This is a genomic window from uncultured Pseudosulfitobacter sp., assembly GCF_963976325.1.
GTDB lineage: Bacteria > Pseudomonadota > Alphaproteobacteria > Rhodobacterales > Rhodobacteraceae > Pseudosulfitobacter.
The window spans coordinates 333831-353195 of record NZ_CAXBJW010000001.1; the positions used below are offsets into that span (position 1 = coordinate 333831).

The 19365-nt window shown below is 62.7% G+C and carries 22 protein-coding genes; 10 read left to right on the forward strand and 12 right to left on the reverse strand.

Annotation, left to right across the window (positions count from 1 at the left end; translation table 11 throughout):
- Position 1 precedes the first annotated feature (1 nt).
- The 6 genes from AAC077_RS01660 to AAC077_RS01685 all read left to right on the forward strand — a co-directional run bounded on the left by AAC077_RS01660 (position 2) and on the right by AAC077_RS01685 (position 3229).
- On the forward strand, positions 2 to 355 hold the full coding sequence (locus AAC077_RS01660; RefSeq protein ID WP_339766206.1) for an Mth938-like domain-containing protein: 354 nt from the start codon (positions 2 to 4) through the stop codon (positions 353 to 355).
- 118 nt (positions 356 to 473) lie between these two features.
- Positions 474 to 1094, forward strand: coding sequence for a heme ABC exporter ATP-binding protein CcmA (gene ccmA / locus AAC077_RS01665; RefSeq protein ID WP_339766207.1), 621 nt, complete (start codon positions 474 to 476; stop codon positions 1092 to 1094).
- Entirely contained in the window at positions 1091 to 1747 is a 657-nt protein-coding gene (ccmB, locus tag AAC077_RS01670; RefSeq protein ID WP_339766208.1) for a heme exporter protein CcmB, read from the forward strand. The genes ccmA and ccmB overlap by 4 nt, the downstream gene beginning before the upstream one ends.
- A gap of 63 nt (positions 1748 to 1810) precedes the next feature.
- Positions 1811 to 2542, forward strand: a complete 732-nt coding sequence (locus AAC077_RS01675) for a heme ABC transporter permease (protein WP_339766209.1) — start codon at positions 1811 to 1813, stop codon at positions 2540 to 2542.
- Positions 2539 to 2697: a heme exporter protein CcmD gene (ccmD, locus tag AAC077_RS01680; protein WP_339766210.1), complete on the forward strand. Its 159-nt coding sequence runs from the start codon at positions 2539 to 2541 to the stop codon at positions 2695 to 2697. The genes AAC077_RS01675 and ccmD overlap by 4 nt, the downstream gene beginning before the upstream one ends.
- Entirely contained in the window at positions 2690 to 3229 is a 540-nt protein-coding gene (locus tag AAC077_RS01685) for a DsbE family thiol:disulfide interchange protein (RefSeq protein ID WP_339766211.1), read from the forward strand. The genes ccmD and AAC077_RS01685 overlap by 8 nt, the downstream gene beginning before the upstream one ends.
- A 5-nt stretch (positions 3230 to 3234) precedes the next feature.
- Here the strand turns inward: AAC077_RS01685 and AAC077_RS01690 are convergent, their stop codons facing one another.
- The 3 genes from AAC077_RS01690 to acnA form a co-directional block, all read right to left on the reverse strand.
- Positions 3235 to 4542, reverse strand: coding sequence for a short-chain fatty acid transporter (locus AAC077_RS01690; protein WP_339766212.1), 1308 nt, complete (start codon positions 4540 to 4542; stop codon positions 3235 to 3237).
- A gap of 131 nt (positions 4543 to 4673) precedes the next feature.
- A complete protein-coding gene (locus AAC077_RS01695) occupies positions 4674 to 5357 on the reverse strand; it encodes an SDR family oxidoreductase (RefSeq protein WP_339766213.1) in 684 nt (227 codons plus the stop codon).
- Between the two features lie 154 nt (positions 5358 to 5511).
- Positions 5512 to 8301, reverse strand: coding sequence for an aconitate hydratase AcnA (acnA, locus tag AAC077_RS01700; protein ID WP_339766214.1), 2790 nt, complete (start codon positions 8299 to 8301; stop codon positions 5512 to 5514).
- A gap of 286 nt (positions 8302 to 8587) precedes the next feature.
- Between acnA and AAC077_RS01705 the strand changes: the two genes are divergently transcribed.
- Complete coding sequence (locus tag AAC077_RS01705) at positions 8588 to 9280, forward strand: DUF1223 domain-containing protein (protein ID WP_339766215.1); 693 nt, start codon at positions 8588 to 8590, stop codon at positions 9278 to 9280.
- Between the two features lie 25 nt (positions 9281 to 9305).
- Here AAC077_RS01705 and AAC077_RS01710 read toward each other — a convergent pair whose 3' ends face one another.
- The 6 genes from AAC077_RS01710 to purB all read right to left on the reverse strand — a co-directional run bounded on the left by AAC077_RS01710 (position 9306) and on the right by purB (position 14519).
- Positions 9306 to 10205: a lysophospholipid acyltransferase family protein gene (locus tag AAC077_RS01710; protein ID WP_339766216.1), complete on the reverse strand. Its 900-nt coding sequence runs from the start codon at positions 10203 to 10205 to the stop codon at positions 9306 to 9308.
- Positions 10206 to 10211: 6 nt separating this feature from the next.
- Positions 10212 to 11105 (reverse strand): DMT family transporter, encoded by an 894-nt coding sequence (locus AAC077_RS01715; protein ID WP_339766217.1) that lies wholly within the window; start codon positions 11103 to 11105, stop codon positions 10212 to 10214.
- A 51-nt stretch (positions 11106 to 11156) separates the two neighbouring features.
- Positions 11157 to 12191 (reverse strand): FliG C-terminal domain-containing protein, encoded by a 1035-nt coding sequence (locus tag AAC077_RS01720; RefSeq protein WP_339766218.1) that lies wholly within the window; start codon positions 12189 to 12191, stop codon positions 11157 to 11159.
- A gap of 114 nt (positions 12192 to 12305) precedes the next feature.
- Positions 12306 to 12851, reverse strand: a complete 546-nt coding sequence (locus AAC077_RS01725) for a hypothetical protein (protein WP_339766219.1) — start codon at positions 12849 to 12851, stop codon at positions 12306 to 12308.
- Between the two features lie 93 nt (positions 12852 to 12944).
- Positions 12945 to 13106 (reverse strand): hypothetical protein, encoded by a 162-nt coding sequence (locus AAC077_RS01730; RefSeq protein ID WP_339766220.1) that lies wholly within the window; start codon positions 13104 to 13106, stop codon positions 12945 to 12947.
- 108 nt (positions 13107 to 13214) lie between these two features.
- Positions 13215 to 14519 (reverse strand): adenylosuccinate lyase, encoded by a 1305-nt coding sequence (gene purB / locus AAC077_RS01735; RefSeq protein ID WP_339766221.1) that lies wholly within the window; start codon positions 14517 to 14519, stop codon positions 13215 to 13217.
- 90 nt (positions 14520 to 14609) lie between these two features.
- On the opposite strand from purB, the gene AAC077_RS01740 reads away from it, so the two are divergent.
- The 3 genes from AAC077_RS01740 to AAC077_RS01750 all read left to right on the forward strand — a co-directional run bounded on the left by AAC077_RS01740 (position 14610) and on the right by AAC077_RS01750 (position 16588).
- Complete coding sequence (locus tag AAC077_RS01740; protein WP_339766222.1) at positions 14610 to 15023, forward strand: DUF6314 family protein; 414 nt, start codon at positions 14610 to 14612, stop codon at positions 15021 to 15023.
- Between the two features lie 106 nt (positions 15024 to 15129).
- A complete protein-coding gene (locus AAC077_RS01745; RefSeq protein ID WP_339766223.1) occupies positions 15130 to 15717 on the forward strand; it encodes a biotin transporter BioY in 588 nt (195 codons plus the stop codon).
- 145 nt (positions 15718 to 15862) lie between these two features.
- Positions 15863 to 16588, forward strand: a complete 726-nt coding sequence (locus AAC077_RS01750; RefSeq protein ID WP_339766224.1) for a DUF3445 domain-containing protein — start codon at positions 15863 to 15865, stop codon at positions 16586 to 16588.
- Here the strand turns inward: AAC077_RS01750 and AAC077_RS01755 are convergent.
- From AAC077_RS01755 to AAC077_RS01765, 3 genes are all read right to left on the reverse strand, one after another.
- On the reverse strand, positions 16585 to 17016 hold the full coding sequence (locus tag AAC077_RS01755) for a glyoxalase superfamily protein (RefSeq protein ID WP_339766225.1): 432 nt from the start codon (positions 17014 to 17016) through the stop codon (positions 16585 to 16587). The genes AAC077_RS01750 and AAC077_RS01755 overlap by 4 nt on opposite strands.
- A gap of 225 nt (positions 17017 to 17241) precedes the next feature.
- Complete coding sequence (locus AAC077_RS01760; RefSeq protein WP_339766226.1) at positions 17242 to 18054, reverse strand: lytic murein transglycosylase; 813 nt, start codon at positions 18052 to 18054, stop codon at positions 17242 to 17244.
- Positions 18055 to 18127: 73 nt separating this feature from the next.
- On the reverse strand, positions 18128 to 19279 hold the full coding sequence (locus tag AAC077_RS01765) for a hypothetical protein (protein WP_339766227.1): 1152 nt from the start codon (positions 19277 to 19279) through the stop codon (positions 18128 to 18130).
- Between the last annotated feature and the right edge of the window lie 86 nt (positions 19280 to 19365).

The window sequence follows — 19365 nt, forward strand, 5'->3', positions numbered from 1 at the left end:
GATGCGTTTGAACGAAGTGACCTATAACGACGCCAAGCCGATCGAAGGCTATGGCCCCGGCTTTTTCCGCATCGGCGGCGAGGTGTTTCACGGTGCGGTGCTGACCGGACCGGAGGGCACGCAAATCTGGGGCGGCTATGACGCACCCGACGCGCTGCTGGCATTGGCGGGGCAGATCGACGTGTTGTTTCTGGGAACAGGGGCCGAGATTGCCCATATGCCGACCGAATTGCGCGACCGGCTGGAAGAGGCAGGCGTGGGCGTCGAGGTGATGGCCTCACCCGCTGCCGCGCGCACCTATAACGTGCTGCTGAGCGAAGGCCGCCGGATTGCGCTGGCGATGCTGCCTGTTTGAATCGTAGGTCAGGGGGCCCGTCTGCCCCCTTTTGGACCTTTGGCCCATTCACCCCCGAGGATGTTTTGACCCAGAGAAGGGGGTTTCCGGTTTTGTGTGCATCGGCTAGGTCTGCGTGATGGAATTAAGCGTATCCGATCTGTCTGTGGCACGTGGTGGCGTGCCGGTGCTGGCGGGGGTCAGCCTGTCGCTGATGCCCGGTCAGGCGCTGGTGCTGCGCGGCGCCAATGGATCGGGCAAGACCACGCTGCTGCGCACCATTGCCGGATTGCAGCCGGCACTTGCGGGCACCGTGACGGGGGCCGAGGACCGGATCGCCTATGCAGGCCACGCCGACGGGCTGAAAGCGATGCTGAGTGTGGCCGAAAACCTGAGCTTTTGGGCGGCGGTCTTTGGCACGCGGGACGTCGCGCGGGCGCTGGATGCCTTTGCGCTGGAGCCGCTTGCCGACCGGCTGGCGGGCACGCTGTCGGCGGGGCAAAAGCGGCGGCTGGGGCTGGCGCGGTTGCTGGTGACGGGGCGGCCCATCTGGGTGCTGGACGAGCCGACCGTGTCGCTGGACGCAAGCGCCGTGGCGCTGTTTGCGGATGCGGTGCGCGCGCATCTGGCGCAGGGCGGCATGGCGCTGATCGCGACGCATATTGATCTGGGGCTTGAGGCCGCGGTGCTGGACGTCACACCCTTCCGTGTGACGGCGCAGGCCGTGCGACTGGGCGCCAGCGACGAGGCGTTTTTGTGAGGGCGCTGTTGATCCGCGATTTGCGACTGGCGTTGCGGGCCGGGGGCGGCTTTGGCCTGGGCCTCGCGTTTTTCCTGATCGTCGTGGTGCTGGTGCCCTTCAGCGTCGGGCCGCAGTCCGACCTGTTGGGGCGGATCGCGGCCGGGGTTTTGTGGCTGGCGGCGCTGCTGGCGTGCCTTTTGTCGCTGGACCGCATTCTGGCGCTGGATTTCGAGGATGGCACGCTGGACGTTCTGGCCACGGCCCCGTTGCCGCTTGAGGCCGCGCTGAGCGTCAAGGCGCTGGCGCATTGGCTGACCACCGGCGTGCCGCTGGTGGTGGCAGCCCCGGTGCTGGCGGTGCTGCTGAACCTGCCTGCGGCGGGGTACGGCGGGCTGGTGCTGTCGCTGTTGCTGGGCACGCCCGCACTGTCGGTGATCGGCACGTTCGGGGCGGCGCTGACCGTTGGGATCAAACGCGGCGGGCTGCTGCTGTCGTTGCTGGTGCTGCCGCTGTACGTGCCAACGCTGATTTTCGGGGCCGAGGCGGCGCGGCGCAGTGCCGACGGCATGGACGCCACCACACCCTTGCTGATGCTGGCGGGCATCAGCGCGGGTGTGCTGGCGCTGATGCCCTTTGCCAGCGCCGCCGTCTTGCGCGTCAACTTGCGGTGAGCGCATTGCCGCAGCCGCGCGTCGGGGATTGAGCCTGTGCGCGCAACACATTAGGAAAACGCCATGTCATTGTGGGAATACGCCAATCCGGTCAAGTTTCTGCGTCTCAGCGAACGGGTTCTGCCCTGGCTGTGGGCGCTTGCGGCGCTGTGTCTGATCGGTGGGCTGGCCTGGGGGTTTTTCGGCACACCGGATGACTATCGCCAGGGGTCCACGGTCAAGATCATCTATATTCACGTGCCCGCCGCGCTGATGGCGATCAACGGCTGGTTCATGATGCTGGTGGCGTCATTGATCTGGCTGATCCGCCGCCACCACGTCAGCGCCTTGGCCGCCCGCGCCGCCGCCCCCGTGGGTGTGACCATGACGCTGATCGCGCTGATCACCGGCGCGGTCTGGGGGCAGCCGATGTGGGGCACGTGGTGGGCGTGGGATCCGCGCCTGACCTCGTTCCTGATCCTGTTTCTGTTCTATCTGGGCTATATGGCCCTGTGGTCCGCCATCGAAGACCCAGACACCGCAGCCGATCTGACATCGGTGCTGTGTCTGGTCGGGTCGGTCTTTGCTGTCCTGTCACGCTATGCCGTCAACTTCTGGAATCAGGGGTTGCATCAGGGCGCGTCGCTGTCGCTGGACAAGGAAAAGAACGTGGCGGATGTGTTTTACCAACCGCTGCTGGTGTGTATCGCAGGCTTTGTCCTGCTGTTTCTGGCGCTGGTGCTGTACCGCACAGGCACCGAGATCCGCGTGCGCCGCACCCGCGCGCTGCGGGCGCGTCAGGGGGCAGGGACATGATGCCAGAGCTGGGAAAATACGCCGTTTCGGTGCTGTCGGCCTACGGCGCCACTGCGGTGTTGCTGATCGTGCTGGTCGCCGCCACCTTGCTGCGCGGACGCCGCGTGCGGGCCGAAATGCAGCGCACCGAAGCCAAGGGACATAAAGATGCCTAGACTGTCACCGATGATGATCGCGCCGCCCGTGGTCTTTGCCGCCTTTGTCGGGCTGGCGGCCTTCGGCATGTTCCGCGATGACCCCGAAGGATTGCCCTCGACGCTGGTGGGGCAACAGGTGCCTGCGGTCACCGCAGACACGCTGGCAGACTACCCCGGTGTGACGCCCGAGATGTTCCAGCAGGGCGAGGTGACGCTGGTGAACTTCTGGGCCAGCTGGTGCCCGCCGTGCCGTGCCGAACATCCGCGCCTGCTGGAAATGCAGGCGGACGGGCTGACGATCATCGGCGTGAACTACAAGGACCAGAAGGGCACCGCGACCGCCTATTTGCAGGACGACGGCAACCCCTTTGCCGCCGTCGCCTTTGACCCGGCAGGGCGCACCGGCATCGACTGGGGCGTGACCGCGCCGCCCGAGACTTTCATCGTGGATGGTGACGGCACCGTGCTGTTCCGGTTCACGGGGCCCCTGGTGGGCAGCGATTACGAACAGCGGTTTCTGCCCGCGCTGGAAGCCGCGCAGGCAGATTAAGACCGTTAGAGGAAGGTCAGTCCAAGGGCGATGATCACGCCGGTGATGACCAGATGGATCACGCAAAACCCCATGATGTCCTTGGCGCGCAGACCGGCAATGCCCAGGATCGGCAGCGCCCAGAAGGGTTGCACCATGTTGGTCCACGCATCGCCCCAGGCCACGGCCATCGACGCACGGGCAAGATCCGCCCCCAAGGCTTCGGCTGCGGGCAGGATCACAGGGGCCTGAACCGCCCATTGCCCGCCACCTGACGGTACGAAAAAGTTGACCAGACCTGCGGACAGGAACGACCAGAACGGCAACGTTGTTTCGGTCGCCAATCCCACCAATCCCTCCGAGACGGTGGCGGCCAGACCGGTCTGAACCATGATTGCCATGATGCCCGCGTAGAACGGGAACTGAATCACGATGCCTGCGCCGCCTTTGACGGCCTCGTTCAGCGCGTTCAGCAAGTGGCGCGGCGTGCCATGCAGCAGGATCGCCAGTGTCAGGAACAAAAAGTTGATGACGTTCAGCGACAGCCCGTTGCCGACGGCGAAATACTGGATCAGCCATGCTGCGCCAGCGGCACCGATCAGCATCGACAGAACCGGCGTGGTTTCCAGAAACTCGGCGGGCGTGCGGGTTTCGGGCTTGGCTGTGTCATCGGCGTCCAGCAGCGCGGGGTCGATATAGACGCTGTCAGCCTCGGAAGGCATCATCGCGCGGTTGACCAGCGGGACGACAACGAACAGCGCGGCCACGATCAGCAGGTTATAGGTGGAAAAGATCGTCTGAGATGTCGGAATAATGCCCGTCAGATCGGCAAAGGGGTGTCCTTCGGTGGCGATGGACAGCGGGATCGACCCCGCCAGACCGCCGTGCCAGACGATAAAGCCCGAATAGGCCGAGGCCACCAGTAGGCGATAGTCCACCTTGATCTGGCGGGCCAGTTCCTTGGCGAACAGGGCCCCGACCACAAGGCCAAAGCCCCAGTTGATCCAGCTTGCCGCCAGCGACACCACGCTGACCAGCAAGATTGCACTGCCCGGGCTGCTGGCCAGCCCTGCGAGTGCTTGCAGGCCCTTTTTGACCAGAGGGGTCGAGGCCATCATATAGCCCGTGACCAGCACCAGAAGCATCTGCATCGAGAAGCTGAGCAGTGACCAGAACCCGTCGCCCCAGACGCTGACCACCTCAAGCGGGCTGCTGCCTTGGATGCCCATCGCGGCAAGGCCCGCAACCAGCGTCAGCACGACGACAAAGACAAACGGGTCGGGCAGGTATCGGTCAACGATGCGGACCATCGGTCGCGAGATTGCATTAAGCATGACGGCTTTCCTTTTCATCTTTTGGTTGAAATTTTCCCTGCGAAGGTGCTGGAGATTTCAGGGAATGAAAAGGGGATAGATCAACGAAACCTTGGGTTTATCGGGTTCTCTTGCGATATGTGTGACGGACCTTACAACCGATAGCCGCCCGACACGGTGATGATCTCTCCGGTGATGAAACCGGCCGCGTCCGATGTCAGGAAACGCACCACCTTTGCGATGTCTTCGGGCACGCCTGCGCGGCCCAGGGCGGTCAGGTCGGTGAACGCTTTGACCAGCTCAGGCGGGCGCGGGGATTCGGTGCGTTCAATCGCGCCGGGGGCCACGGCGTTGACGCGAATACCGCGCGGTCCCAGCTCTTTGGCCATGGCGCGGGTCCACAGGTTCAGGGCGGCCTTGCTGGCGGAATAGGCCACGGCACCCTTGGCGGGCAGGGTGGCGTTGACGGACGAGATGTTGATGACCGTGGCCGCGGCGCCAAGGTGCGGCAATGCAGCGGTCAACAGGGCCATCGGGGCCGCAACGTTGACCGTGTGGTTCAGATGCGCCGCGCCATCGTCCATCTCAATCGCGCCTGCGTTGTTCACAATCACGTCCAGCCTGCCGAACTTGGCGATCACCGCGTCGATGATGCGGGGCGGGGTGTCGGGATCACTCAGGTCCGCCTGTATCGGGTGGATGTCGGGATGATCGGCCAGCAGCGCATCGGGCGGCGTGCTGTTGTGGGTGATTGCGACGGCATGATCTGACGCCAGATCGCTGGCAATGGCGCGGCCGATGCCGCGTGCGGCGCCCGTGACAAGAACTGTGCGCATGCTGTGCTCCTTTTGGGGGTATTCGGCCATGGATTTGTCGGGAAGGCAATCCGAAGCTTGGGGCGATGGTCGTGCCGGTTTGGTCGTCGTCACCCGTAAAAAAGCCCCCGACACTTTCGTGCGGGGGCCTTTGCGTTGTCCTGTCGCGCGAGGGTTACTCGGCAGCGATGGCGCTTTCAGCGGCAAGGTTGCGCAGCACATAGTGCAGAACGCCGCCGTGCTCGATGTATTCGATCTCGATCGCCGTATCGATGCGGCACTTGATCGTGATCTCTTTGACCGAACCGTCCGCCATGGTGATGGTGCAAGGCACCTCTTGCAGCGGCTTGATGGTGTCCAGACCGCTGATCGACACGGTTTCCTCGCCGGTCAGACCCAGCGATTTGCGGGTGTCGCCATTTGTGAACTCGAACGGAATAACGCCCATGCCCACAAGGTTCGAACGGTGGATACGTTCAAAGTTTTCAGCGATCACGGCCTTGACGCCCAGCAGCGCCGTACCCTTGGCCGCCCAGTCACGGGACGAGCCCGCGCCATACTGTTCGCCGCCAAAGATCACCAGCGGTGTGTCGGTGTCCTGATAGGCCATCGCCGCGTCAAAGATCGACGTCTGTTCGCCATCGGGGCCCTTGGTATAGCCGCCCTCGACGCCGTCCAGCATTTCGTTCTTGATGCGGATGTTGGCGAATGTGCCGCGCATCATCACCTCGTGGTTGCCGCGACGCGACCCGTACGAGTTGAATTCGCGCACCGGAACCTGACGTTCCACCAGATACTGACCGGCAGGCGTGCTTTCCTTGAACGACCCGGCAGGCGAGATGTGGTCGGTGGTGATCATGTCACCCAGAACCGCCAGCACTTTGGCGTCCTTGATGTTGCTGATCGTGCCCGGTTCCTTGCTCATGTTCTGGAAATAGGGCGGGTTCTGCACATAGGTCGATTGCGGCGGCCAGTCATAGGTCATGCTGTCCGTCACTTCGACGCCCTGCCACTTTTCGTCGCCTTTGAAGACGTCCGCATACTTCTCCTGGAAGGCGGCGCGTGTCACGGTTTTCTCGACCAGTTCCGCAACCTCTTGGGTCGAGGGCCAGATGTCTTTCAGGTAGACGTCATTGCCGTCCTTGTCCTGCCCCAGCACACCGTTGGCCAGATCGACGTTCATGTCACCGACCAGCGCATAGGCCACGACCAGGGGGGGCGATGCCAGATAGTTGGCGCGCACGTCAGGCGAAATCCGGCCTTCGAAGTTGCGGTTGCCCGACAGGATCGACGTGCCGATCAGGTCATAGTCGTTGATCGCCTTGCTGATCGGCGCCTCAAGCGGGCCCGAGTTGCCGATGCAGGTGGTGCAGCCATAGCCGACAAGGTTGAAGCCGATGGCGTCCAGATCCTCTTGCAGGCCTGCGGCCTCAAGGTAATGCGACACAACCTGGCTGCCGGGGGCCAGCGACGTCTTGACCCAAGGCTTGCGGGTCAGACCCAGCGCGCGGGCTTTGCGCGCAACAAGGCCCGCACCGATCATCACGTAGGGGTTCGACGTGTTGGTGCACGATGTGATCGACGCAATCACGATGGACCCGTCGTGCAGTTGATAGTTGCCATCTTCGGTCTGCACATAGCCACGCTTGTGGTTGCCTGTGTCGCCGGGGATATCGCGCGGCTCGGGCTGGCCGCCTTCACCTTCCCAGCGCACTTCGGACGTTTCGGTGGCATCCGTACCGCCGCGCACGCCGTTGACGTAATCGGCGAATGCGGTGTGGGCCGACGTCAGCGCGATATAGTCCTGCGGGCGTTTGGGACCGGAAATCGCGGGCACGATGGTGCCCATGTCCAGATGCAGCGTATCGGTGTAGATCGGCGCATAGTCCGCGCCGCGCCAGAAACCGTTTTCCTTGGCATAGGCTTCGACCAGCGCAATGCGGTCCTTGTCGCGGCCCGTGCTGGTCAGGTAGCGCAGGGTTTCATCGTCGATGGGGAAGAAGCCGCAGGTCGCGCCGTATTCCGGTGCCATGTTGGCAATGGTGGCACGGTCGGCCAATGGAAGATGGTCCAGACCTTCGCCGTAGAATTCGACGAACTTGCTGACCACGCCTTTTTCGCGCAGCATTTCCACGACTTTCAGAACCAGATCGGTGCCGGTGGTGCCTTCCATCATGCGGCCTGTCAGCTCAAAGCCGACAACCTCGGGGATCAGCATCGAAATCGGCTGACCCAGCATGGCGGCCTCGGCCTCGATGCCGCCCACGCCCCAGCCCAGAACAGCCGCGCCGTTGACCATGGTTGTGTGGCTGTCAGTGCCGACCAACGTGTCGGGATAGGCCACCAGTTCGCCGTTCTGATCCTTGTCGGACCAAACGGTTTGCGCCAGATACTCCAGGTTCACCTGGTGGCAGATGCCGGTGCCGGGGGGCACGACGCGGAAGTTGTTAAACGCCTTCTGGCCCCATTTCAGGAACACATAGCGCTCCATGTTCCGCTCGTATTCGCGGTCCACGTTCATCTGGAACGCGCGCGGGTTGCCGAATTCGTCGATCATCACCGAGTGGTCGATGACCAGATCGACGGGGTTCAGCGGGTTGATCTTTTCCGGGTCGCCGCCCAGTGCCTTCAAGCCATCGCGCATCGCGGCCAGATCGACCACGGCGGGAACACCGGTGAAATCCTGCATCAGCACGCGGGCGGGCCGATAGGCGATCTCGCGCGGGTTGTTGCCGCCCTTTGTTGCCCATTCGGCAAAGGCCTTGATGTCGTCGGTTGTGACGGTCTTGCCGTCTTCGAACCGCAGCATGTTTTCCAACACCACTTTCAACGCGGCGGGCAATTTCGAAAAATCACCCAGGCCGGCCTCGGTGGCGGCGGGAATCGAATAATAGGCGATGGATTGGTCGCCGACGGTCAGTGTCTTGCGGGTTTTGGACGTATCATGGCCAACTGTGATGGGCATGGGTGGCTCCTTTGGCTTAGTGTGCCCCGATTGGATGGGGCAGGTGGCAGGGGGCGGTCTTCGCGCCTGATTTGCATCTTAATCTAGTTCGGATCAACAGGATTCCACCGCTGTGCGACACTTTTGTATACCATTGTGTACCGAATTTTAAAGATCGCCCTCAGATATGGCGTTTTGGGGACATCCTGCACGGTCCTTCGCCATCTTTCAACAAAGGTTGATTGGTTATTACAGGACCATGGGGTTAGGTAGGGACCATATCAAAAGACCCGAAGGCCCCCAATTCATGAAATCAGTCCTGTCCGTTCTTGCCGCCGCGATGCTGTCTGTTGCCACGTCCGCCGCCGCTCAGTCGCCCGTGGTGGTCGAACTGTATACGTCGCAGGGATGTTCATCCTGCCCACCCGCAGACGCGATTTTTGCAGAACTGGCGCAACGCGATGACGTGATCGCCTTGGCTTTGCACGTGGATTACTGGGATTATATCGGCTGGAAAGACGAATTCGCCGTGCCCGCCTTTGCCGACCGCCAGCGCAGCTATGCCGCCGCGGCCCATCGCCGGTCGATCTATACGCCGCAGATGGTGGTGAACGGTCAGACCGACATCGTGGGCGCGCGCCCGATGGAGCTGTCCGAGGCAATCGCCAAACACGCGGCCATGCCATCGCCGGTGACGCTGGATGTGACGCGGCAGGGCGATGCGCTGAAGATTTCGGCGCAAAACACGGGTGCGGCGGGCAACATGGTGGTGCAACTGGTGCGCTACACCCCGATGAGCAACACGCGCATCACCCGTGGCGAGAACGCGGGAATGACGCTGGATTATGCCAATGTCGCAAGGGACTGGCAGGTGCTGGGCACATGGGACGGGCGCAGTGACCTGTCGCTGGACGTGCCCGTGTCAGGTGACGCACCGCTGGTCGTGCTGGTCCAGCAAGGCACCGACGGCGCGATCCTGGCGGCAGACGCCATGCGCTAGATACCCCGCGAGCGGTGAGCCCGCTTCAGACCTCGTAGGCCCGCCAGCGGCGGTGCACCCAGAACCACTGTTCGGGGTGTTCACGCACCCGCGCTTCCAGGCTGTCGTTTAACGCCTGCGTCATCGTTTCCGCATCAGAATGCGCAATCGGCGCTTCCAGCACGGTTTCAAAACTTAGCCCGTCGGGCTGGCGGATGCCGTAGAACGGGATCAGCAGCGCATCGAACCGCAGCGCCAACTCTGCCGCCGACAGCGCGGTTTTCGCAGGCTGGCCCATAAACTCCAACACCGTGCCCTCGAACACGTGCTGGTCGAACAGCAACACCAACTGCCCGCCACCGCGCAAGTGCCGTACAAAACCGGACGTACCGCGCCGCCCTTGCGGAAACACGGGGCCGCCAAAGGCCTGCATCGTCTTGACGTAATGGGCGTTGAAATAGGGGTTGGCCATGTCACGATACAGGCCCCCCACCGCAAAGCCTTGCGCGACCAGCGCCGCGCGCGTCGCCTCGTAATTGCCGAAATGGCCCGTGACCAGAATGACCGGACGGTCGGCGGCATCGGCCTCGCGCAAGGCTTCGAAACCTGCGCCGGTCACCGGCTGGTTTTCCATGCGGTGCAGGAACTCTTCCGACGAATAATTCTCGATGATGCTGCGGCCGGCATTGTTCAGACAGGCCCGCGCGATGCGCTTTCGTTCCGGGGCCGCCATCTCGGGGTAAATCAGGGCCAGATTGGCCTCGGCGCGGCGGCGGTAGCCAACCAATGGCCCCACGATCCGCTCTACGATCCCGCCCAGCAGCGCCACGCGCGTGGCATAGGGCAGGGCCAGCGCCACGCGGATCAGCGTGTAGATGATCGCATTGGACACATAGTGCCCGGCGCGTTCGCGCAGCGGCATCGTCGATGGGTCAGCTTTGGCCATTTTGCATCACACGTGAGGTAGGGCCGGCGCGCGCGCCAGACGGGTTTCGCGGTGCCAGACATACAGACCCGCCCCCACGATCACAAGCGCACCGACCAGTGTCCACAGGTCGGGGAACTCGTTAAAGAACACCACGCCCCAAAGCATCGCCAGCACCAGCCCCGTGTAGTTGAACGGGGCAAGCAGCCCCGCCTCGGCCTGCGACAGGGCGCGGATCAGCATCAACTGGCCTGCGGTGCCGAAACCGCCGATCATCACCATCAGCGTGGCGGATTTCGCAGTCAGCGGGGTCCAGTGGAAGGGCACCATGCAGGTCATCACGACCGACCCGACCAGCCCGGTGTAAAACAGCGATGTCCACACGTCCTCGTCCGACCCAAGGCGGCGGGTCAGCAACGTATAGGACGCAAAACAGACAGCCGACCCCAGCGGCAACAGGGCGGCGGGCGCGAACACGTCCGTTCCGGGGCGAATGATGATCAGCGCGCCGATCAGTGCTGCGACAATGGCAAAGATGCGGCGGGGGCCAAGCGCCTCGCCCAGAAACAGCGCGCCACCCAATGTGATCAGCACGGGGTTCAGGCTCATGACTGCGGTCGCCTCGGCCAGCCCGATCTTGCCCAGGGCGGTAAAGAAAAATGCGGTCGCGGTCATCAGCAGCAAGGACCGCGCGATTTGCAGCTTGGGGTACTGGCTGCGCGCAACGGTGCGCAGGCGCGGGGCGACCAGGATCAGAACCACCAGCATTTGACCGCCATAGCGGGCCCATAGGGCAGGCACGGTGCCTGTCAGCGGGCTGATCGCCTTGACGCTGGCATCCATCCCGCCAAAGCAGGCAATGGCAAGAACCGCCAGCAGGATGGCGCGGGCAGGGTTGGCGGCTGTATGGGGTGTTTTCATTCCCTGCGCTTACGGCGGGGGCGTGCGCCTGTCCAGTCAGGACGCTGCGGCCTATTCTTCCTCCTCCGACATCAGGATCAACTCGCCCTCGGCCTCAAGCTTGCGGATGGCCGCGACCATATTGGCCGTGGCGGCATCGTGGTCGGCGGGTTTTGGGGCCGCGCTTTCCTGCATTTCCTCGCGCAGGGAATCGGCCATGCGCCCCGACATATTCTCCAGAATGAAATCGGCCGAGGCTTTCATGCCCGCGGCCTCTGCGCCGGCCATGGCGACCAGCAGATCGGCGGGGTCCACCTCGCGCAGCACGCGGGGGATGTCGCGCGGGGCGATGCGTTGCGGGATGTTGGCAAAGGTAAAGATCGCCTTGCGCACCGCATTGGCAAAGCCCTGATCCTGTTCGTCCAACCCTTCCAGCACGTCGTCGCGCGTCACGGATGTGGACGAGTTCAGGATCGCGCCGACACGTTCCACCGGCCCGGTGTCAAAGGCGCCCATCGGCTGCGCGTTCAACTGCATGGCCAGCGACAGGCCGATGCGTTCCACAGCGTCCGGCGTGACCGATCCGGTCAGAGACACGGCATAGGTGATCTGGCGGGCGCGCGGGCCGGGCAACATGCCCAGCAGGGCGGCCGCCTTTTTCACCTCAAGCTTGGACAGCAGAACGGCGGACACCTCGATGCTTTCCTGTTGCAGGATCGGCAACAGCTTTTCCGCGCCCATCTCGCGCAAGCGCACCCAAGGGTCGCCAGCCTGCTTTACCCCGGCCTCTTTGCGCAGGCGTTCTGCGGTTTGCGGGCTGATCTTGCCCTCAAGCGCGTTCAACGCGCCCGCGATGCCACCGGGAAAGCGCAGGCCGATGCGTTCAACCTCTTCCGCGAATTCGGACACCACCGCAGACAGCGTGTCACGATCAACGGTGCGCATCTGGCCCATCGCCTTGGTCAGGTGCGATTGCAGTTCCTCGGGCAGATCCTCAAGCGGGATGTCGGCCCCTTCGTTCAGCAGCAGACGCACCACCACGGCAGCCTTGGCCCGACGGCTCAACTGGACCGGTGCGCCCCCACCGGACATGGGCAGCGAAGGCATGGGGGAGGAGAGAATCAGTTCATTCACCAGACGGCCTCAACACACAGGAACAAAGGTCCCGTGTGTTGTGGCATCTATTGGTGAACAAAGCCTGAAATCAGGCGCGCACAAAGCTTAGTAGTTGTAGGTCACGCCGGTTTCGATGGCCGTGCGCAGCGATGTGGCAGCCCAGGTGTCGGCACCGCCACGGGCATTGATTTCACGCAGTTGCGTCAGCGCGGCCACGCGGTCACCCTGCGCCACCAGCCCCTGACCCATGTAGGACCGTGCCAGCAGGTTGTCTGGGTTGGCGTCCAGTGCTTGTTGATAGAACACCATCGCCACGTCCATCTGCCCCAGCTTGCGGGCGGTAAAGCCGCGATAGGTCAGCACGCGGTCGTCCGATTGGTCGGACATGGCGTCCAGCACCCCTTGGGCGTCCTCATAACGGCCTGCATAGGCCAGCTCGCGCACAGCCTGATAAAGCTGGTCGTCGTCCAGACGCGATTCCTTGGGTTTGACACAGCGCTGTTTCTCTTCGTCCCAGACGCGGACACCTTTGCAATCCTCGCTGGTTTCCGTGGGCTTGGGGGCCGTTTCGTTGCCGCTACCCGCGGCATACACAGGTGCAGACAGAGAAAGAGGCAGGGTAAGGGCCGCAGCCAGTAGTGTGACTCGCATCAGAAAAACTCCCATTTACAATACAAGGAAATAGATAACGCATTTTCAGAAAACGCGAGCCGTTTTTGTGTTCAACAGGTTGTGAAGCGTGGTTCAGGTGCTGACAGGAACGCAAGTGCCGGTTGTGTGGTCAAAATTTGACCCTTCAGCACAGGACATTGCCTGTTGGTCCTTCATGCCACCGCAGCCTTGGGCCGCAGCGAAGACAGGGGCCAATACAAGCGCCAGCGTGGTGGCGATACGTGTGATTTTCATCTGTTCGTCTCCTTGATTGCCGAATGTATTTTGGTGGTATGGCAAACAGGATACGACAAACCGCGCGACGGACCTAATCAATAATCCGCCGCACAGTTCCAAAGGCAATCAGTCGCCGAACACGCGGGCAAAAATCGTGTCGACGTGTTTGGTGTGATAATCCATGTCGAATTTTTCGTTGATCGCGTCCGCGCCCAATGCGGCAACCACATCAGCGTCGGCCAGCAATTGTTCACGGAAATCAACACGCTCTTCCCAGACCTTCAAGGCATTGCGCTGCACCATGGCATAGGCGTCCTCGCGGCTGACGCCCGCTTGGGTCAGGGCCAGCAGCACCCGCTGGCTCATCACCAGACCGGGGAATTTGTTCATGTTGTCCAGCATGTTCTGCGGGAAAATCAGCATCTTGTCGATCACACCGGTCAACCGCGCCAACGCAAAGTCCAGCGTGATCGTGGTGTCGGGGCCAATCGCCCGCTCGACCGAGCTGTGCGAGATGTCGCGCTCGTGCCACAGGGCCACGTTTTCCATCGCAGGCACCACCGACATGCGCACCAGACGCGCCAGACCGGTCAGGTTTTCGGTCAGCACGGGGTTTTTCTTGTGCGGCATCGCGGACGATCCCTTTTGACCCATCGAGAAGAATTCCGCGCCTTCCAGCACTTCGGTCCGCTGCATGTGGCGAATCTCGATGGCGACGTTTTCGATGGACGAGGCTATGACGCCCAGCACCGCAAAGAACATCGCATGACGGTCGCGCGGGATCACTTGGGTGCTGATCGGCTCGGGCGACAGGCCCAGCTTGGCGCACACATGCGCCTCGACCGCCGGATCGACGTTGGCGAATGTGCCGACAGCGCCGGAAATCGCGCCGGTTGCAATCTCGGCGCGCGCCGCTTTCAGGCGGTCGCGGTTGCGGTCCATTTCGGCGTAGAAACGCGCGAACGTCAGACCCATCGTGGTGGGTTCCGCATGAATGCCATGGCTGCGGCCCACGCGCACGGTGTTCTTGTGTTCCAGCGCGCGCTTTTTCAGCGCGGCCAGCAGATCATCCAGATCGGCCAGCAGAATGTCTGCGGCGCGCACAAGTTGCACGTTCAGGCAGGTGTCCAGCACGTCCGAGGATGTCATCCCCTGATGCACGAAACGCGCCTCGTCGCTGCCCACATGTTCGGCCAGATGCGTCAGGAACGCGATGACGTCGTGTTTGGTGACCGCTTCGATCTCGTCAATGCGGGCGACGTCGAATTCAACGTCCTTGGCCTTCCAGACCGCATCGGCGTTTTCGCGCGGGATCACACCCAGATCGGCCATCGCATCGCAGGCATGTGCCTCGATCTCGTACCAGATCTTGAACTTGGTTGCTGGTTCCCAGATCGCAACCATATCGGGACGGGAATAACGGGGGATCATGGGCGCACCTTTTCATGACTGTTCAGCGGTTGCTGCGGCTCATAAACTGCGGCGCGACGCATCACAACCTTTGGAGTGACAATAGCTGCCATGTCCCACGCGCCCACCGCCCGTACCCTCAGCGATTTCGCAGGCCAATGGCGGCTGACGCGGCAGATCGTGCACGAAGACGGCACCACCGCGCAATTCACAGGCACCGCCACCTGGACGCCCGAAGGCGACCGGCTGCGCTGTGTCGAAGAGGGCGCGTTGCGCATCGGCGAGGGGCCCGCGATGACGGGGCAGCGGGTCTATCTGTGGGATGCCGACTTGCAGGTTTATTTTGACGACGGACGGTTTTTCCACCGCGTCCCGCCGCTGGGCGGTGACAGTGGTCACTGGTGCGATCCCGATCAATATGACGGGTCATATGATTTCAGCGAATGGCCCGCGTTCACCGTCACCTGGTCGGTGCGGGGGCCGCGCAAGGCCTACCATATGACCAGCCGGTATGACCCAGCGTGACCCCGCGCATAAGCGGGGAATTTCGCGCTTGCAGAAACCTTGACGGCTTGGCACCATTGGCGGGACTGTTACAGATAACAAACGGAGCTGTCTGGTGGAAAAAACGATGCAAAACAGAGTGCTAAGCGATCTTCTTAACTCAGATGATAAGCTGACCTTGCGCGCACGTCAGGTGCTTATGGTGACGGTGGGCATTCTGTTGCTTGCAGTTGCAGCGAAAATCAAGGTTCCGATGTGGCCTGTGCCCATCACGATGGGCACATTTGCGGTGCTGGCCGTTGGCGCGGCTTACGGCGCGCGACTGGGTCTGGTGACGATCCTTGGCTACATGATTATCGGCGCGTTGGGCTTTGATGTGTTCGCAGGTTCGTCGGCCCAAGCATACGGCCTGACCTACATGATGGGCGGCACTGGCGGCTATCTGGTGGGCTATGTGCTGGCCACCGTGGTGCTGGGCGCGCTGGCGCAACGCGGCTGGGACCGGTCGATCGGTTGGATGGCGCTGGCGATGCTGATCGGCAACGCGGTGATCTATCTGCCGGGTCTGGCGTGGCTGGGTCAATTGTACGGCTGGGACAAACCGATCCTGCAATGGGGTCTGACACCGTTCCTGCTGGGCGATGCCATCAAACTGGCGCTGGCCGCCGTGCTGCTGCCCGCCGTCTGGAAGCTGGTCGACCGCGCACGCGGCTGATCTGACAAACAAGACATCAGAAAAGGGCGCGGACCGCAGGGTGCGCGCCTTTTTTGTATTCTGGTTCAGAAATTTAGCGCGTCTTCCACAGGGTTTCGCAGTGGCCTGACTTGCACCGGACTTCGGGCAGGGCTAGCGGTAGGCCATGACCATTCTGCACCGCACAATCCCCTATGACATCACGCCCCGCGCCTTGCCGGGCATCCAGCCCGCGACAGAGCCGTGGTTGCGGGTGGACGAAGCCTATGGCGGTCAGATGGCACGCCGCTGTGACCTGATCAAGACCAGGGCTGACGCGGTGCTATATCTTGAACCCCAAGCCCACGCAGCGGCGGTCGAGCTGTTGGAGATGGTGCTGGGGCTGCTGCCCGGTCTGGGGTTTGCCCAAGACGGCGGTGTGGTCACATGCCCTGACGGACGGCAGGTCACCATCGACCGCGCGGACCCTATGACGACGCTGGGGCGTCTTGTGCAATGCGATTTTGTGCTGCTTGACAAACGCGGCGATGAACATGTGCTGACCGGCGCGGTGTTGTGCTTTCCGGCCAGTTGGCGGCTGGACGAAAAGGCAGGGCGCCCGCTGGGGGCCATCCACACGCCCGTGGCATCCTATGACGCCAACATCGCAAAGCGTGTGCAGCGGCTGTTCGATGGTATCCAACCCGACCGCCCGCTGTGGCGGTTCAATGCGCTGTGGTATGACGACCCCGAACTGCACCAACCGCGCAGCGCCACCGAACCACGCCACCAACGGGACGGCGCGGGCTATTTCCGGTCCGAGCGGCAGACGCTGATCCGCCTGCCGCAATCGGGAACGGTGGTCTTTGCCATCCACACCTATGTGCTGCGCGCCCAAGACGTGGGCAGCTAGCCCATGTCGATGACCATCTGCGGCTGACCGTCCGAGGTTTTGCGCGGGCTGGCACCACTGGCATCCACCGTACAGTTCACCTGTTGCCGGAAGTTGCTGAAATGCGGCGAGGTCACGACATCCACCGGCCGGTCAAAGCGCAGGGTTAACTGCCAGTGCCCGTGCGCCATCATCCGCGCGGCCTTGACGCAGCCGGTAAACCGGTGACCCAGATAGCGGCCCGAAACGGCCATGCCGGGGGCGAACCCCGCAGGCGCATCATTGCCCAGCCGCGCCGACAACGTGTTCCAGTCACGCGCGCCCCATTGATGGGCCAGCGTTTCCAGCGCCTGCGCGTGGGTGATGGGCGTGCCCTGGGCCGCCAGATCGGCACGCAGGCGCTTTGCCTGTGCCTTGAGCGCATCGCGCGAGGGAAGGGAATGTTCCATGTCTTCAATCCTGTCAGGATCGCAAATCTGGGGCCGGGTGCCTGCATTGCCGGGGTCCGGTGCGATCATATGGGGATCAGACGGGACAAATCAGCCAAGGCTTCACCACATGCAGGCGGCAGGGGCCTTGGACCCTTGGCATCGCATATGGCCCAAGGGGCGGTTGAATTCAACTATCATCGGCAAAGGGCAGGCGCACGGACGCGCACCTGCGGCAGGGATGCATCAGCCGTCGATGCGCGCGCCCATCAGGGCGATGGCCTGCTGATAAACGGTGGCTGCATTCCACTGTTTGATCACGGCAAAATTCGGCTGCCCTTCCTGATAGCCCTGACCGGCTTTCCAGCCCTTGGCGCGCAGGAAATTCGCGGTCGAGGCCAGCGCGTCGGTCTGGTTGTAGAAATCAACCCGCCCGTCGCCACTGGCGTCCACACCGTATTGCAGCGCGTTGCCGGGCAGGAATTGTGTGTGCCCCAGCTCGCCGTGTTTGGCCCCTTTGGTCGCGCCGTCGATGGCGCCACGGTCCACCAGCATCAGCGCCCCGATGGCGTGCGGTTGGAAGAACGCCGAGCGGCGGCAATCATAGGTCAGCGTGGTGATGGCCGAGACAACCGAGGTGTCGCCCATGAACCCGCCAAAGGCTGTTTCCATGCCGTGAATGGCGATGATCACGCCCGCAGGCACGCCGTATTGACGTTCAAGTGCTTGATAAAACGACGGGCTTTTGGCTTTGCGCTTGCGCCCTTGGGCCACGATTGTGTCGGCCCCGCGCACCTGAAGAAACTTGGACAGGCTGTATTTGAACGACTTCTGGTTGCGGTCTGCCGATATGGTCGACGACGCATAGCTGGCCCGCGCCAGCGCATCCAGTCCGCGCTGTTTGACCCCTGCGCGTTGGGCTTCGGCGGCGAATTCTTTTTTCCACGCCTCGAACCCCGACGAGGTGTTGCCGCAACTGGCCGCGTAAGCTGCCGGTGTCAGACAAAATGCGGTGGTCAGCGACAGGGCAATCGTGTGTGCAAGGGTGCGAAATGACATAAAAAAATCTTCCCGGTATCAACAACAGACACTTCAGTATCGCCGTATTCCGGGGCTGCGTAAAGCGTTTGATCTAGGGCTGTGCGGTTCCTTGCGCGGGAAGGGTTTGCGTGGTCACCAGACTCTCGGACAGCGAGGTGTTGCTGGCGACAGACACCGTTTTGGGGGGCGTGACAAACGTGTAATACAGCACCAACAGCAAGGCAGGTAACACCACGCCACGCACCATCAGCGAAAATGCCATGCGCGACAGCAGGCTTTTGCGCGGGCGCGCTTCGGCTTCGACCTTGTCGGTGATGCTGACGGCCATCTTTGTATCGCCGCGCGCGACACCTTTAAGACGCGACAGGCGGTCCTCGAACCCTGCGGCGTCCGTCGTGGGTGCGGTGCGCGCCTGCGGCGGGGTCAAGCCGACACAGATGCGCCCCGGCCTGTCCGCCGACGCCGCGTTTTCGTGGCGGACATGCAAAACGGTGCCGTCTGTCAGCTCAAGGCTGTCCCCATGGTTCAGGTGAATGCGGCCTTCGTGATGTTCGTTCAGGATCGACACCAGTTGACGCAATCCGGTGGCCTGATCGCGCGGCATCGGGTCCAGATACAGGGTCTTGCCCAACAGATGTTCGGAACAGCCCGCAATCATGGCCAGCCGGGCGGCGCCGTCGATGTCGGGGCGCGCGGGCAGGGGCAGCGGATGCATGACCAGCGAAAACGGCAGGTCGCTGTCTTTCCACATTTCCAGTTCTGACGGGGCGCAGATCGTGTCGGATTGCACCCAATGCACCAGCGACACCGGCGCGGTGGCAATCAGTGCGTCCAATGCCGCCTTGAGCACCCGCAGACGCAACACCAGCGGCAGCTTGTCCTTGATCGTGTCGTCAGGGCCTGCGCCGTGCCCCACGTCCAGTGTGACATAGCCGGTGTGGGCGGAAAACAGACGGTCGTAATCGGGGATGCGTGCCTTGGCAAAGGGGCTGGCCAGCGCACCGGCCATGGCCTGACGCGGCATCTTGCGCCGGTGTGCGGTGACCGACAGATGCACATGCGGATGGCTGAACAGGGCCTGCCCGCCGGACAGGTCCGCGACCTGTTCCAGAACCATGCCGGTGTCCTTGATCGCGGCATTCACCCGCGCGCACAGTTCGGCACCGTCGGGGCGTAACGCGCGTGCCGCCAGGGCGTGCGCAGTTGCTGGCACATCTGTGTGCAAGGGCAGGGTGTCGGCCATGGAATCTCCGCAAGGTTTGGGCGCTTGTACGGTCAATCACATGAAGACAGGGCAACATTAGGGCAAAGACGGGCCGCTTTGCGGAC

What these genes read in the sequence shown, in the direction of transcription:
- AAC077_RS01660 (WP_339766206.1), top strand. Translation starts at nt 2, where the DNA reads ATGCGTTTGAACGAAGTGACCTATAACGACGCCAAGCCGATCGAAGGC.
- ccmA (WP_339766207.1), top strand. Translation starts at nt 474, where the DNA reads ATGGAATTAAGCGTATCCGATCTGTCTGTGGCACGTGGTGGCGTGCCG.
- AAC077_RS01675 (WP_339766209.1), top strand. Translation starts at nt 1,811, where the DNA reads ATGTCATTGTGGGAATACGCCAATCCGGTCAAGTTTCTGCGTCTCAGC.
- ccmD (WP_339766210.1), top strand. Translation starts at nt 2,539, where the DNA reads ATGATGCCAGAGCTGGGAAAATACGCCGTTTCGGTGCTGTCGGCCTAC.
- AAC077_RS01685 (WP_339766211.1), top strand. Translation starts at nt 2,690, where the DNA reads ATGCCTAGACTGTCACCGATGATGATCGCGCCGCCCGTGGTCTTTGCC.
- AAC077_RS01690 (WP_339766212.1), bottom strand. Translation starts at nt 4,542, where the DNA reads ATGCTTAATGCAATCTCGCGACCGATGGTCCGCATCGTTGACCGATAC.
- AAC077_RS01695 (WP_339766213.1), bottom strand. Translation starts at nt 5,357, where the DNA reads ATGCGCACAGTTCTTGTCACGGGCGCCGCACGCGGCATCGGCCGCGCC.
- acnA (WP_339766214.1), bottom strand. Translation starts at nt 8,301, where the DNA reads ATGCCCATCACAGTTGGCCATGATACGTCCAAAACCCGCAAGACACTG.
- AAC077_RS01705 (WP_339766215.1), top strand. Translation starts at nt 8,588, where the DNA reads ATGAAATCAGTCCTGTCCGTTCTTGCCGCCGCGATGCTGTCTGTTGCC.
- AAC077_RS01710 (WP_339766216.1), bottom strand. Translation starts at nt 10,205, where the DNA reads ATGGCCAAAGCTGACCCATCGACGATGCCGCTGCGCGAACGCGCCGGG.
- AAC077_RS01715 (WP_339766217.1), bottom strand. Translation starts at nt 11,105, where the DNA reads ATGAAAACACCCCATACAGCCGCCAACCCTGCCCGCGCCATCCTGCTG.
- AAC077_RS01720 (WP_339766218.1), bottom strand. Translation starts at nt 12,191, where the DNA reads ATGCCTTCGCTGCCCATGTCCGGTGGGGGCGCACCGGTCCAGTTGAGC.
- AAC077_RS01725 (WP_339766219.1), bottom strand. Translation starts at nt 12,851, where the DNA reads ATGCGAGTCACACTACTGGCTGCGGCCCTTACCCTGCCTCTTTCTCTG.
- AAC077_RS01730 (WP_339766220.1), bottom strand. Translation starts at nt 13,106, where the DNA reads ATGAAAATCACACGTATCGCCACCACGCTGGCGCTTGTATTGGCCCCT.
- purB (WP_339766221.1), bottom strand. Translation starts at nt 14,519, where the DNA reads ATGATCCCCCGTTATTCCCGTCCCGATATGGTTGCGATCTGGGAACCA.
- AAC077_RS01740 (WP_339766222.1), top strand. Translation starts at nt 14,610, where the DNA reads ATGTCCCACGCGCCCACCGCCCGTACCCTCAGCGATTTCGCAGGCCAA.
- AAC077_RS01745 (WP_339766223.1), top strand. Translation starts at nt 15,130, where the DNA reads ATGCAAAACAGAGTGCTAAGCGATCTTCTTAACTCAGATGATAAGCTG.
- AAC077_RS01750 (WP_339766224.1), top strand. Translation starts at nt 15,863, where the DNA reads ATGACCATTCTGCACCGCACAATCCCCTATGACATCACGCCCCGCGCC.
- AAC077_RS01755 (WP_339766225.1), bottom strand. Translation starts at nt 17,016, where the DNA reads ATGGAACATTCCCTTCCCTCGCGCGATGCGCTCAAGGCACAGGCAAAG.
- AAC077_RS01760 (WP_339766226.1), bottom strand. Translation starts at nt 18,054, where the DNA reads ATGTCATTTCGCACCCTTGCACACACGATTGCCCTGTCGCTGACCACC.
- AAC077_RS01765 (WP_339766227.1), bottom strand. Translation starts at nt 19,279, where the DNA reads ATGGCCGACACCCTGCCCTTGCACACAGATGTGCCAGCAACTGCGCAC.